Here is a 15,150-nt window from a genome sequence, read left to right as displayed (position 1 = left end):
AAGTTTTAAACCTGTCTTAAAATAGAGTATTAACACATCTATTTTCTTTATTTTCGCGTTTATAACCAATTTTGAATTCATTTAAAAAAGCACATATGACTAAATTACTTAGGCGAATTGCTTTTTTCATATTAGTTCTGGTTCACTTCTCATTTTTATTGGCAATATTCTTTGAGCGAATAAACACCCCGTTGATCATTGGATTTTTATTGTTTATATCAGCTTTAATTACCCATGCCTACTTTAATGCTCCACGAGATGAAGAAGCTCATTTTATAGAAGATTTATATGTGATTTTATACGTGGTTACAGGAGCTTTAAGCACGTATTATTTAAGTGTAGAATTTAAGTTAGGGCCTGTAATTGCAGCCGGATTAATCGGAACTATAGCCTCCTTTATCCCTGAATTCAATAAAAGAAATGAGTTTTTAAGAGAACTTCCTGCCTCTATATACTGTGGCGCCTTTGTGGGAATGACTGCTCCTGCTGTGGCAGAGGATTTCAGATTTATAATATTCGCTGCATTTATGACCGGTGCATTCCTCATTTTATCAAAAAATATTTTCAACGGGTTTGGCGGTAAACTTGGAACAATAGCCTTTGGCGGTGTGGCCTTTACTTCTTTGCTGCTATATCTTTTCTTTTAATTATGGATTCATTTATCATTATACTTACAGGAATAATATCGGCACTTGCTACATTTATACTTAATAATAACTTAAAACAAGGAGGAGTAAGAGCATCAGCTTTATTATCGCTAATCGTTGGGATCTTTTTTTACTTATTCCCATATCTTTTTAATGACTACCTCACCAAAAACATTCCTATCGTATTTATTGGTGCCTCTTTTATAGGAATGGTATCTTCTAAAGTGATTTCCAAATACTTGCTTATAGTAATTTCGGGTATTATATTCTCAATCATTTACTTTAATACAAGTTCATTTTTCACCGGATATGGAGGAGCGTTGGGAACTTCGGCAAGTATCTCTGTTTTGGTATCTCTTAGCTTAGCTGTGGTTGCCAAAAGCAAACATGTTAAGAAAATACGCCAATTAAAAAGAAAAAATAAGAATTGAAAATATGCAGATCGTGTTAAATAATAACTCTTACTTCCCCTAATTGCTGAACTCTATATTTAAATTTTGCACTCGGGGCTCCTATAAACATAAAGTTTATTGGGATATTCCAGCGGTTTGATAACTCTTTAATCTTCTCTGGTCCAAATACGCCGGGTTCTTCAATAAATTCGATACGTATTTCTGGGTAAGCTCTATCAAGGACCTCAATATCCGATCTTAAATTTGAAGCCACTTTAGAATCTTTATCCAATACAGCCACAATCTTAAGTTTACGAGTAGTTTCATTTTTTGTAATATACTGCATCACTTTATTCAAATTCTCTACATTATCGTGGTTGGTAAAGAACACGAATTGTTGATCCTTCATCTTTGCTAATTTCGATTTAATAACATAATTAAGCGTTCGAAAGAGCCTGTTCTCGCTAGGAAATATCTTCGCTAAGATTAAAAGATATGCCTTGTATATGTATGTTTTATAGAGCATAAAGAATACCACTGCCAGTGCCGGGATTAAATATTCAATAAAAGTGATTAGGTAATCGGGATTAAGGACTATGTTTCCTATAATTGCAGCAACAACCGATGCAATTGCTAAAAACAATGCTATCCAGCTAGCTCGCTCCGGGCGAGGTAACTGTCCTCTATTAACTTTTAAAAGAAGGTTTCCCAATCCAAAAAGCACCATTACTGAGAGAAAAGCTATGGTATACACTCCAGCCAGTTCAGCTAAATTTCCTCCGGTAACCAAAAGAATAGAAGTACACAGAATAAAAAAGAGAATAAAAATTAAATACGGGCTATTGCTCTTATTTCTTTTAAGAATAAATTTTGGAAGAATTCGGTCTAGAGCCATTCGTTCCATAAGTCCGCCAACTCCAACAAAAGATGTTAATACAGCCCCACTTAAAACCAACGCCGCATCTATTCCAACCAGTAGCGACAGCCAATTCCCGCCAGATATATCACCCAGATATGAAAGTAAAGCTTCCTGATTGGCACTTACCACATTCATGGGAATAAGAGCTAATGCAAGAAAGGCAATAAGAGGGTTAAAAATGCTTACTACAATCCACATGTTTCTAAGAGTTTTCGGGAAAACACCTTCCTTCTGCTCTTCCACATAATTGGCAGAACTTTCGAATCCACTAATTCCTAACATCGCGGCAGAAAAACCAAAAAATAATGCCTGAACGATGCTCCCTTTTACAGGTATCTCAAAATTTGCAAGTAATGTGTCGAATCCATTAGAAAAGAAATAATATAAACAAAATCCGCACAGCAAGGTGAGCGACACCAAATGAAATATAAAGATGGCTATTGCCACTTTAGATGATTCGCCTATCCCAATAATTACCAAGCCCATAAACAATAATAGTAAGCCAATGGTAACCGGTAGAATTGGAATATCATTCCATATGCTGTAAGCATATTTTACTGCTTCACTGGCAGAGATAACAGCGGTAGCCATATACGACAATACCGTTAAAGATGCAGCGAGCGAGGCTGTAGATTTTTTTGTTGTATTTAATAAAGCGTTATAAGCTCCTCCGTTTAAAGGCAATGCTCCCACAACTTCCCCATATATCCTCCGAAAAAGAAAAAGAACTCCGGCAACTATCAAAAGTGAAATCCAGGCGTATTGTCCTGCATAAAAAATAGCGAGCGCCGATACATAAAGACAAGAAGAACTAATATCATTACCGCAAATGGCGGTAGCTTCTAATTGATTTAATTTTTTAGCCATACCAACTTTTCGATGCTTAAATTTACATAAGAATACAAAAGCAACTCAAAACAATCTGTTAAACCTTTTTATAGTAAAGCTTTGATAATATTGTGTGCCTAAATTTATTTAGCACTGCCAAGTCTCTTTACTAACTTCCCTACAGAAAGCCCTTGAACAAGGATAGAAAATACCACTACCAAATAGGTAATTACCAGAAAAAGATCTCTATGCATTTCTCCAGTTAGGCTCAGTGCCAAGGCTATGGAAATACCTCCCCGTAAACCACCCCAAGTCATTATTAAATTAGTATTGGGAACAAAATCTAATCGTTTACTAAAGAAATTTATAGGAAGTAATAAGGAGGTATATCTGCATAACAGAACAACAGGAATAGCTAATAAACCAGCTACAATATAGTGCCCTGTAAAGGAAAGTACCAGCATTTCCATTCCTATTAAAACAAACAGTATAGTATTAAGTAATATATCTATCAATTCCCAAAATTTATCCACATAACTTTCTGTGATCTCCGACATGGTCGAGGCTCGAACTGTATCATTTCCAACAACCAGCCCAGCAGTTACCATGGCCAATGGAGCCGAGAAATGAAAATATTGAGCTATTGCAGTACCCGCCATTACTGCTGCAAGTGTTATAATTACTTCAATATCATAGTCGTCAATAGATTTCATGAGCCTGTATGTGATCCATCCCAATAACAAGCCTAAAGAAATCCCGCCAATCACCTCCATACCAAATAGCTCCATTATGGGTAAAAATTCTATATTCCCTGTTTCTGAATCTGCAATTTTATAAATAGTCAAAAATATAACTACTCCTACTCCATCATTAAATAAAGACTCCCCGACGATTTTGGTCTCCAACATTTTAGGAACACCGGCTTTCTTTAAAATTCCCAACACGGCTATAGGATCGGTAGGAGATATTAAAGCCCCGAATAAAAGACAATAAATATAAGCTACCTCCTGCCCTAAGAGCTGCAAAATGTAATACATACCCGTTCCAACCAAAAAAGTTGAAACCATAATTCCTAAGGTTGCAAATACCAAAACCGGCCATCGCTGAACTTTTAATTGCTCAAAATTGGTGTGTAAGGCTCCGGCAAAAAGCAGAAAGCTTAACATTACATCTAATAGTACTTTTTGAAAATCAATTTGGTTGATGATCTTCTTTTCTGCTTCTAGTAGGGTTGCATCATAAAAACTAAGTGCAAATACTGCAAGTGTAAATAATATTGTTATCAACATTAAGCCAATGCTATTTGGTAATTTTAAAAATCTCACGTTGATGTAACCAAAAATTGCAGAGAGCGTGACTAATACGGTAATGATCAAAAAATAATCCATGGAAAAATTTTGCTGTTGAACAAATATATATTTTAAACATCAGTTTTACTAAAACAGAACTTGTTATAACAATAATCTAAAAATAGGAATAGAAACTTATTATTGTAATTCTACCCAAATAGTGAGAAGACCTTATATTTGAATTATTATATATTGCCAAATTCCTTCAAAAATTAAATTCTATGAGTATCAGTAAAGCGTATAATGATTGGGCAGCGACCTATGATGATATGCCAAATAAAACACGTGATATTGAAATGCTTGCTGCAAAATCAACTTTAAATATGCATCTGAAAGGGAAAGTTTTAGAGTTGGGATGCGGAACCGGGAAGAACATTCAATGGATGCTTAAAAAAGCTGTATCCATAACCGGTCTGGATTTTTCTTTAGAGATGATGGAAATCGCAAGAAATAAGGTTCGTTCAAAAAACGTAGAATTTTTGCAAACTGATTTAACCAAAGCCTGGCCGGTTCCTGCTAATCAATTCAATTTAATTACCTGCAGCCTTGTTTTGGAACATATTAAAGATCTGAACTTTATATTCGAACAGGCTAGTAACCGCCTAATTCCAAAAGGAAAATTCTATATTTGCGAACTTCATCCATTTAAACAATATACAGGGAGTAAAGCAAGATTTGATAATGGTAAAGAAATTCAGGAACTAGAAGTATTCATTCATCATATGTCCGATTATCTGTGGGCGGCAAATAAGCACCGATTCAAACTATTAGAAATTAAGGAATGGTTTGATGAGGATAATAGAAAAAATATTCCTCGTTTAATATCCTTCATATTCGAAAAGTAAGTTGTTAGAACATGTCTAAGTATCAGCATTTCAAAATTTATAAACCCTATGGGTATCTCAGTCAATTTATAAATAATCAGACCACAAGGAAAAATAAGAAGCTACTTGGGGACTTATATAATTTCCCTGATGATACCATGGCAATTGGGAGATTAGATGAAGATTCTGAAGGTTTATTGCTTTTAACCACCAGTGGAATGATGAGTGAAGACGTAAGAAGCAAGGAGGTTGAAAAGGAATATTATGTACAGGTAGATGGCATCATAAATGAGCAAGCCATAGCACTCTTAAATAATGGTGTAGAAATAGGTATTAATGGTAAAAAATATCTTACCAAACCTTGTAAAGCCTTTAAATTAGATAAGGCTCCGGGATTTCCTCAGCGTTCAAAAAAGATTAGAGATGAAAGACATGGTCCTACGTGTTGGGTTTCCATTACTTTAACTGAGGGTAAATTCCGGCAGGTTAAAAAAATGACTGCTGCAGTTGGCTACCCTACGTTAAGATTGGTAAGAATTCGAATAGGAAACGAATTTTTAAATAACCTGCAATCGGGAGACGTATTAGAAGTAGGTTCTTTTAAGCTCATTTAAATCTCCCGGAAAACTTTTCCAAAGAAATTAAAAGTGTCCATAGCCTTTTGTATGGCTTCCTTTTCCTGAGCAGCTGTAAAATCTATTTTCTTTAGATCTTTACAGTATTTATTCCAACTCATTACCCCATCCCTGTCTCCATTAAAAAAGTTGTGCTTTGTCAAATCCTGCAAATTGGCACAATCCTTTAAATGCGTTGCGATCATTATTCCCCCTAATGAAGATCCTTCAATAACATATCTGGCTCCTATAGCCTGAGCCACCGAAGTACACTTAAATTTCAAGGTGTATTCCTCCAAATATGGATTCTCAAGTTCTAATAAATCAAGGTCTTTTTGAAGATGAACAGTTTTTTCCGAGGTATATTCGGGAATATATTTAGTGATTTCGGCTTCAACGATTCTATAAGCGGTATGATTTTGTAGCAACAGCTTTTTATACTGGTCTAAGGTTATTTCATGGGAAATAATTAAATCTGCCAAATTATCTTTTTCAATCTCCTTATGCAACTGATGTGTGGCCTCCCTTAATTTACTCAGCATCATCCTGTTCTTTATCTTTTTTAATCTTTTCCCGAATCTCTTTAATATTCACTTTCTGTTCAGAATTATCGGAATTAATACTATCTAAAAAATCATAGATCTCATTAACCGCTATTTTATTCTCTCTAATTTTTAATCGTACCTCTTCTCGCTCGCTCATATTAAAAACGATCTTCTTTAACAGGGGTCGAAGTTTTTCATCTAACGTATTCATATGTTTTTTCAATACAAATCCTGAAACTCCAGAAAGTATTGTATTTGCAGCAACCTCTTCATCGTTGATCGTCCCTGTAAGGAATATAAATTCCATGGTACTATCTTTAGACTTCACCAATTCTAGGACCTCTAGGCCGGAACAGGTAGGGAGATTATAGTCGGAGATCACCACATCTGGAACGAAAGACCGCAAAGCATCTGCACAGGCAGATAGATTATCAACCACCTTCACCTCTGCTTTCAAGGCAATTTTATTAATCATTCTTATGGTTAACTCGGCATCAGTGACTTTATCTTCTACCAGTAATATTCGTAAAGCTGTTGTTATCATGTACTATCTTTTACACTCCCTGAAGAGATCTTCTGAATTAATTGGTTTAGGTGATTATTCTATATTAGAATCTAGTGTGAAATAAAAAGTAGCTCCTTTCCCTTCTGCACTCTCAAACCAAATTTCTCCATTATGTTTTTCTACCACTTTCTTAGCAATAGCCAGGCCAATTCCTGAACCTCCAAATTCTTCATCTACTAACCGCGTAAAAACTTCAAAGATTTTAGAGCCCATTTTGGGGTTAAAACCTACCCCATTATCCTTTACAAAATATACGATTTTATTTTTATCAGATAAAAAACCAACCTCTATAATAGGTGTATCTACTTTATCAGAATATTTGAAAGCATTACTTATCAGGTTACTTAAAAGCTGATAAAGCATTCTTTTATCGGCATGCAGGTTAGGAATATTCTTGTCGATTTTAAATGTGCTCTTAGGATAATGCTTGTCAACGTTTAGAAAATCTACTATTTGTAAACTTAGTTCCTGAACACCGATACTTGATCTCTTAATTTTTCCCTGTCCTACACCTGAATAAGAAAGAATATCCTCTATAAGAATTTCCATTTCTTCAGCAGATTTTATAATTGTTTGGACAGCTTTCTTAGCCGTTTCATTTAGCTGGCCTAAATAATCCTCTTTCAAAATCCTTGCATACCCATGAATTCCTCTTAGCGGTACTCGTAAATCATGGGAAACACTGTAACTAAAGGTCTCCAACTCCTTATTTGCCTCTAGTAAATCTCTATTAAGTTGCTTGATCTCTTCTTGTTGTTGCTGTAGAATGAAATGAAGTAAATTTTCACGGAAGTAGTTGATCCCTTGTAGATCATATTTTTCCCAGGCCTTTGAAACTCCTGAAACTTCTTGCGACCATCTTTCAAATGATTTCCTCGGACTCAAATATTGAACTCCATCCTTAATTTCGGCTTTCTTTTCAGGGTTCCCCCCCCAATGTACAGTTTTTAAGATCTCAGGTCTAAACCACATGAGGTAGTCTTTATTGGTATTACCAAGTTTAATGCTCAGTAATCCGGAAGCAACATCTTTATAGGCAAATGCCTCAGACAACTCTTTAGATAGATGTTTGGTAGAAAAGAGGACGTCATCTTTTTTATTAAGTACCTCTTCAACGATTTGTTTTACCTCTGTTTTAGTAGGAGTTTCTCCGTAAAGGTAAACAACACCATCCCGCACCAAGGCTCCTCCGTCACATTCCAAAAGATCTGTAAACTTGGTTTCAGATTTTATAAGTGAAACACATAGATTTTTCTTTGTGTTCATTTGATGCACCAATCGTTTTCTAATCTTTGAACTCTCTTCCTTTTTTTCTAAAAAAGTATTGGCAGTCTTTAATGCCAATTGATTGGATACTACCTGTGTTAAAAATTTACAGGACTGCCGCTGGTGATAGCTTATAAATTTTGGAGTATTATGGTGACATGCCATTAACCCCCATAATTGACCGTTAAGAATAATAGCAGCAGTAAGGGATGCTCCTACCTCCATATTTTTTAAATACTCGATATGAATAGGAGAAACAGCTCTTAATTCCGATTTCGAAAGGTCGACGGGTAAATTTGTGAAAGGATTAATCTGCGGCACTAAAGGAGCTGCCTCATAATACACATCACTTATAATTCGTATTCCCTGTTTTAAAAAAGATTCTCTGGCAGGTTTTGGAATATCGGTAGCCGGATAATGTAATCCTAACCAACTATTCATATCCTTATTTTTAACCTCAGCAACTACTTCCCCATTCCAATCTTCATCGAACTGATATAACATTACCCTATCGTAATCATAAAGGTATTTTACAAGGGCTACTGCTTGTTGCCCTATATCTTTTACGGTTTGTGAAGCATTGATCTCATTGAGAATTTTTGACAGTTGCTGTTGATATAGAATGGGGTTGATATGGTCTCCTGCTGGTTCAATGTCTAGCAATAAACTGGAACCGGAAATATGCGGAATAACAATAAATTTCTTTCCATTAAATAAAACTTCATGAGATTGAAAAGCTGCTCCTTCAGCCTGTTCTGCCTCAATTGCCGCGACTATTTCTTTTGGCAACAGGCTGTTCAACTCATTATTTAAAAGCTGGTCTAAAGGAAAGCCTAGTAGTTGCTGAATATTATTCGTACACTGGACAATTTTTAACGAACTAGCTTCACAAACTACTATTACCCCGTGTGCGAGAGATTTTCCTATTATATGAATAGGTTCTCTGTCGCAATTGGTAACATCAATCTTTTGTGGGTATACTCGGGGTTGTAATCCCATTCTCTATCTGGTTTTTATTTTAAAGTAGAAGGTACTTCCTACTCCAACTTGAGAGTCTACCCAAATTGTACCGTTATGTAATTGCACTATTTTTTCAACATGTGCCAAGCCTACTCCCGTTCCTTCATATTTTTCCTGAGTTCTCACCCTATTAAATATAGTAAAGATATTCTTTTGATCCTCTTCCGAAATACCAATTCCGTTATCCATAATAGAAAACACCCAAAATTCCCCTTCCTTAAACGCCGAGATTCTAATTTCTGGCACTCTGTCTTTAGAAGTGTATTTTAAAGCATTGCTTAATAAGTTCTGGAATAATAATCTTAATTCTATTTCGTATGCTTTTATTTTAGGAAGTGCTCCAACATGCACCTTGGCCTTTGTATCACGTATCCTCTTACCAAGATCATATTTAACAACCTCAACAAGCTCTTTGGTATCTACCAGTGTTTTTTTGGTGTCACGTCCGATACGGGAATGTTCCAGCAATGCCTTAATTTGATTCGCTAAACGTGTTGAAGCCTCATCTATATATGAAATATATTCCTTCGCCTTATCATCTAACTGATTGGCATAGATCTTACCAAGAATATCACTACCAAATTTTATCGTGGCCAAAGGTTCCTGCAAGTCGTGGGAACAAATAGAAACAAATTGCTCCAGGTCTTTATTTACTCTTTCAAGATCAGCTTTTTGTCTTTTTAGTTTCTCCTGAGCTACTTTTAATTCTGAAATATCTACGCAGGTAAGTCGGTTGGAAACAATATTTCCATTTTCATCTAGCTCTACGGTAGAGTTCAAGATTATAGGAATTATTTTCCCTGTATTGGTAACCATTTCCTGCTCTACATTACTAAGCTCTCCTTTTTCCTGAAAAAGTTTATTTAACCGCAGTGCTTTAAGTTGTGCTTCATCTTCATAAAGATCGAAAATAGGTCTGCCTATAATCTCTTCTTTTGAAGTATATTCTAATTTCTCTACTGCCTTTTCATTACAATGCACTATTAGTGAGGTTTGTGGATCGACACTAAAATGCATTACAGGATCGTCTTCATAAAAAGATTTGAACCTACGCTCACTTTCCACCAATCTTTCTTTAGCTAAATGAAGAGATTCAATATCTATAAATGAAATTACAACTCCATCAATATCCCTAGCCGAGTTATTAAATGGAGATATACGTTGTAAATAATTTCGGCCTTCTTTTGACACGATATTACGCTCAATAGTTTTCCCGGTTTTTAAGGCTTTCTTACACCTTGCAACCAAACCGCGACCTCTATTAACTCCGAAATTGGTAGTAAAATTATCTATAGGTCGTCCCACATCAGAGCTTATAAGACTGAAGTGTTTCTTTATTGCAGGCGTAAATTTTCTAATTCGAAGATTATCATCCAGAAAGATGGTACCAATATCTGTACTTTCCAGTAGGTTATTCATATCGGCATTCAAGGCTGCAAGATCTTCCATCTTTTGGATATTCTCTGCATTCACTGTATTAATCTCCTCATTTACACTCTGCAATTCCTCATTGGTACTTTGCAGTTCCTCATTAGATGCCAGTAACTCCTCATTTGCTGCCTGCAACTCTTCATTACTGGTTTCTATATCTTCTAAAGAGGTTTGCAATTCCTCTTTGGTTTTTTTCAATTCTTCTTCCAGTTCCTGAATATATTCCTTGGTACGACTGGATAAGGTAACTGGCTCTATTGCTATTGAATTATTAACTTTGATATCCTTTTCAATAAAGGTGATTACAAAGGTTATTTCATTATCAAGATTATGCTGTCTGAATGGTTTTACAAGCAAATCTAAACTATGAGTGGTACCCTTATGGTTATAAATAGCATCTTTATAACTGGCAGGCTTATTTTCCTTTTGAGATTTTCTAACTGCCGACTGGACTATATGTTTTAAATCGGTATCCAGCATGTCTGTGAGATTCGTAGAAAAACCCTGATCAGGTAAATTGGCATACTTCTTAAAATCGCCAATAGCATCAAGAATATCAAATTCTGAATCTATAACAACGCTAGCTCCACCAAATTGCTCGAGAATAGCCATACTTAGCTCTCTGGCAAATTTTTGTTTTGTGTTGTTAATTTGTGGAGGTAAATCCCTTTTTAGAGTAGATGGGTTGCTAGCAGGCATTCTGTTAGTTGACGAGTGCAAAGTTTCTGATTTTAATCGTTTAGTGGGATGCACATTCTGGTAGATTTTCCACTTACGACTAATTTCTTCAAAATTCTCTCTATGCGAATTAACACTCTCACTGGTTCCTAAAACTAAAATTCCATTCAACTTCAATCCATAGTGAAGTACCGAAAGAGCTTTCTTTTGAATAGAAGGTTGAAAATAAATAAGTAGATTTCTACAGAAGATCATATCCATCCTACTAAAAGGTGGATTCTTAAGAACATTGTGTTGAGAGAAAATAACCATTCCTCGCAATTTGTCTACAATTTGATATCCCTCACTTTTCCTGACAAAATATTTATTTAATAATAAAGGTTCTATATCAGCAATAATACTTTCAGCGTAAACTCCCTCGCTTCCAATATTCAAATGCTTATCAGAAATATCGGTGGCAAAAATTTTAACACTTACTTTCTTATTCTGGCGTTCCATCTCTTCGTTCAAGAGCATTGCCAGAGAATATGCCTCCTCTCCAGAGCTACAGGCCACATCCCAAATCTTTAATGTCTCTTCAGGCTGTGCCTCGGTAATAAGTTTCGGAATAATGGTATCCTCTAATATCTCCCAAACACGAGTATCTCTAAAAAATTTAGTGACCCCTATCAGGAATTCTCTACAAAGTATTGGAATTTCGGTTCTATGTGATTTTAAAAAATTGAGATACTCCTCCAGAGATTTGCAGTTACAAACATTTATTCTTCTAGCAATTCGTCTAACTAAAGTAGAAAATTTATACTCTCTAAAATCATGTCCTGTGCTATCATCAACAAGATCTAATATTTTAATTAAGGTTTTCTCATTATATTCTAGATCTTCCTCTTTCAAAGGTAAAATAACCGGAGCATTGATGTATTTGGTAAGTTCTTTTCCCATTTCTTCAACAGGAATCACATAATCAACCAAGCCGGTATTAATGGCACTTTGTGGCATACCATCAAATTTTGCTTGCTCCGGTTCCTGCACCATTACCAATCCGTCGTGCTCCTTTATGGCTCTAATACCACGAGTACCATCACTTCCGGTCCCACTAAGTATTATAGCTATAGCCTTTTCACCTATATATTCCGCCAAAGATTCCATGAACATATCTATGGGCAGGTTTAGCTTTTGATTTTTAGGCTTCTCGAGTAAATGTAGTCTGCCATTTTCAATCACCAAATTATTTACCGGAGGGATCAAATAAATTCTCCCCGGCAGTATTTCCATTTCATCTACAATTTTCTCTATTGGAAGTGGTGTGGATTTTTCCAGTAATTCTCCCATCATGCTTCTATAATCCGGTGAAAGATGTTGTATAACAACGTAAGTGTTATTATCATCCTCAGGAATATTTTGAAAAAATGACTTTAAAGCTTCTAATCCACCGGCACTAGCTCCCACGGCAATTATTCTGGAAGAGTTAGTAAGCTTTTCAGAACCTGCGGCTAGTTCCTCTTGTTGGGAATCGATCATATCTAAATAATGTAACAAAAATGAAAAATGCTTAAACAAATTTCATATTCAAAATAACCGTAAAAATAATAATTTTATCGGTTGAAGTAAAGATTAGCAGGATGCATTTTAACATAATCCCTCTTTATTTTAACACAAAGAGCTCTAAAAATTTCACTTCGGAAGAAAGATACATTTTGTACCTTTCATTTTTTGATGTTTATCAAGTAAAATAAAACATAATTTAATAAATTCTCATAAATGAATTACAAAAAGCAAACATTAAGCTTCGCTGTAATACTCTCTCTTGGAGTCACACCATACAGCAATTTAAACGCCCAAAGTACCTCACAATCGCAAACCGCAATGACAGATATTAAGCAAACCGACAATTCTTTATTGTCTAAATGGACCGGTCCCTACGGAGGAGTTCCTGCTTTTGATAAAATGACTCTTGAAGAATTACAACCGGCAATAGAAAAAGGTATGTCTATGCATTTGATGGAGATAGATAAGATTGCCAATAATACGAAACCTGCAACATTCGAGAATACAATAGTAGCGATGGAAAAAGCTGGAAAGCCGCTGGATCGTGCATTTACTTATTATGGTATATGGAGTAGCAATATGTCTTCTCCCGAATTTAGAGATATTCAAAATGAACTCTCCCCTAAAATATCTGAATATTCTTCTAAAATTTCTCAAAATGAAAAGCTGTTCAAACGCATCAAAACAATTTATGATGCTTCCTTAAAAAAGCCATTGCCGGCAGATCAGCAAAGAGTAATTCAGCTTATCTATGAAAATTTTGCGATGGAAGGTGCTAATCTGGATGCGGAAGCAAAAAAGCGATATGCTGAAATAAACAAAGAACTGGCGCAACTTTATACTTCTTTCTCTAATAATGTTCTTGCCGATGAAGAGAACTATGTTACTTATTTAGAGAAAGGTCAACTTGGCGGACTACCGGAATCTTTTGTGAAAGCTGCGGCAAAAGCTGCTACCGATAGAGGGGAACCGGGAAAATATGCCATTACCAATACCAGATCTTCTATGGATCCTTTCCTTACCTACTCGAATGAACGTGAATTACGGGAGAAAGTTTGGAAAACCTATTATTCCAGAGGAGATAATAATGATGAATTCGATAATAACGAGAATATCACTAAGATTCTAAAACTCCGTGATGAGCGGGTAGAACTTCTAGGATATGAGAATTATGCGGAATGGAGACTGCAAAATAGAATGGCTAAAAATCCGGAGAATGCTATGGCTTTAATGAATGCGGTGTGGCCTGCAGCCCTTGCACGTGTTGAAGAAGAAGTAGAAGATATGCAGAACCTAGCAGATGCTGAAGGTGCAGATATTACTATTAAACCTTGGGATTATAGATATTATGCTGAAAAAGTTAGAAAAGAGAAATATGATCTTGACTCTGATGAAGTAAAACAATATTTGCAACTGGATAATCTTACTCAGGCATTATTTTTTACTGCCGGAGAATTATTCAATTATAACTTCAACCCGGTAAAAGAGGGAAGCGTTCCTGTTTTTCATGAAGATGTAAAAGTGTGGGAAGTTACCGATAAAACTTCGGGAGAACATATTGGTTTATGGTATCTTGATCCTTATGCCAGAAAAGGAAAACGTTCTGGTGCCTGGGCCACAACTTATAGAAGTCATACTACCTTCGATGGTAAAGAGACCGTATTAGCTTCCAATAATTCCAATTTTGTAAAGCCTGCTCCGGGAGAACCTGCGCTAATTTCCTGGGATGATGCTAATACCTTCTTCCATGAGTTTGGGCATGCTCTTCACTTCTTATCATCCAACGTTAAATATCCAACCTTGAATGGTGGGGTAAGAGATTATACCGAATTCCAATCACAACTATTAGAACGTTGGTTGTCTACAGATAAAGTGATTAACCAGTTCTTACTACACCATGAAACAGGAGCACCAATTCCGGCAGATCTAGTAGCCAAGATCAAAAAAGCTTCAACTTTCAATCAGGGTTTTGCTACTACCGAGTTCCTGGCTTCTGCATTAATGGATATGAAATATCATACTACAGATCCTAAGGATATTGAACCTAGAGAATTTGAAAAAGAATCTTTGAAGGAGTTAAATATGCCGGAAGAAATAGTAATGCGTCACCGCTCTCCACAATTTGGACATGTGTTCTCAGGAGAAGGTTATGCAACCGGATATTACGGATATTTATGGGCTGATGTGTTAACCTCTGATGCTGCGGAAGCCTTTGCAGAATCTCCGGGCGGGTTTTATGATAAAGAGGTAGCTGCCAAATTAGTGAAATATTTATTCGCACCAAGAAATTCTATGGATCCGGCAGAGGCATACAAAAAATTTAGAGGCCGCGATGCTACCATTGATGCTTTAATGCGTGACCGTGGATTTCCAGTTCCCGAAACTCAACAAACAGAAAAGACAGAAGAATAAAATCAAAATATAAATCTCATTTTAACGGTCTATTTAAAGTGCATTTCGCAATTTTAAATAGACCGTTTTCTTTTTAAATTGCCGATTTTGTTTCGCTTAAATTTAACATTATTAG

Annotated in this window: 11 protein-coding genes; 5 read left to right on the top strand and 6 right to left on the bottom strand. The window is 35.8% G+C overall.

Going from position 1 to position 15,150, the window contains the following annotated elements:
* Positions 1-95: 95 nt before the first annotated feature.
* On the top strand, positions 96-647 hold the full coding sequence (locus tag L1I30_RS13780; RefSeq protein ID WP_236134885.1) for a hypothetical protein: 552 nt from the start codon (positions 96-98) through the stop codon (positions 645-647).
* Positions 648-649: 2 nt separating this feature from the next.
* Positions 650-1,078 (top strand): hypothetical protein, encoded by a 429-nt coding sequence (locus L1I30_RS13775; protein ID WP_236134884.1) that lies wholly within the window; start codon positions 650-652, stop codon positions 1,076-1,078.
* Positions 1,079-1,094: 16 nt separating this feature from the next.
* Here L1I30_RS13775 and L1I30_RS13770 read toward each other — a convergent pair whose 3' ends face one another.
* Complete coding sequence (locus L1I30_RS13770; RefSeq protein ID WP_236134883.1) at positions 1,095-2,825, bottom strand: APC family permease; 1,731 nt, start codon at positions 2,823-2,825, stop codon at positions 1,095-1,097.
* 104 nt (positions 2,826-2,929) lie between these two features.
* Complete coding sequence (locus L1I30_RS13765) at positions 2,930-4,174, bottom strand: cation:proton antiporter (protein ID WP_236134882.1); 1,245 nt, start codon at positions 4,172-4,174, stop codon at positions 2,930-2,932.
* Positions 4,175-4,356: 182 nt separating this feature from the next.
* Here L1I30_RS13765 and L1I30_RS13760 point away from each other — a divergent pair, with 182 nt between their 5' ends.
* Positions 4,357-4,980: a class I SAM-dependent methyltransferase gene (locus tag L1I30_RS13760; protein WP_236134881.1), complete on the top strand. Its 624-nt coding sequence runs from the start codon at positions 4,357-4,359 to the stop codon at positions 4,978-4,980.
* Positions 4,981-4,991: 11 nt separating this feature from the next.
* Positions 4,992-5,573, top strand: coding sequence for a pseudouridine synthase (locus L1I30_RS13755; RefSeq protein ID WP_236134880.1), 582 nt, complete (start codon positions 4,992-4,994; stop codon positions 5,571-5,573).
* Here the strand turns inward: L1I30_RS13755 and L1I30_RS13750 are convergent.
* From L1I30_RS13750 to L1I30_RS13735, 4 genes are read right to left on the bottom strand one after another with little or no spacing between them, the layout of a single operon-like run.
* Positions 5,570-6,115, bottom strand: coding sequence for a biliverdin-producing heme oxygenase (locus L1I30_RS13750; protein ID WP_236134879.1), 546 nt, complete (start codon positions 6,113-6,115; stop codon positions 5,570-5,572). The genes L1I30_RS13755 and L1I30_RS13750 overlap by 4 nt on opposite strands.
* On the bottom strand, positions 6,105-6,662 hold the full coding sequence (locus tag L1I30_RS13745) for a response regulator (protein WP_236134878.1): 558 nt from the start codon (positions 6,660-6,662) through the stop codon (positions 6,105-6,107). Before L1I30_RS13745 ends, L1I30_RS13750 begins: the two co-directional genes overlap by 11 nt.
* A gap of 54 nt (positions 6,663-6,716) precedes the next feature.
* A complete protein-coding gene (locus tag L1I30_RS13740; RefSeq protein ID WP_236134877.1) occupies positions 6,717-8,948 on the bottom strand; it encodes an ATP-binding protein in 2,232 nt (743 codons plus the stop codon).
* A gap of 3 nt (positions 8,949-8,951) precedes the next feature.
* On the bottom strand, positions 8,952-12,596 hold the full coding sequence (locus tag L1I30_RS13735) for a CheR family methyltransferase (RefSeq protein ID WP_236134876.1): 3,645 nt from the start codon (positions 12,594-12,596) through the stop codon (positions 8,952-8,954).
* A gap of 240 nt (positions 12,597-12,836) precedes the next feature.
* Between L1I30_RS13735 and L1I30_RS13730 the strand changes: the two genes are divergently transcribed.
* On the top strand, positions 12,837-15,035 hold the full coding sequence (locus tag L1I30_RS13730; protein ID WP_236134875.1) for a M3 family metallopeptidase: 2,199 nt from the start codon (positions 12,837-12,839) through the stop codon (positions 15,033-15,035).
* Positions 15,036-15,150: the final 115 nt, after the last annotated feature.

The organism is Gillisia lutea (assembly GCF_021568705.1).
Lineage (GTDB): Bacteria > Bacteroidota > Bacteroidia > Flavobacteriales > Flavobacteriaceae > Gillisia > Gillisia lutea.
This window is presented reverse-complemented; position numbering and strand designations above follow the sequence as displayed.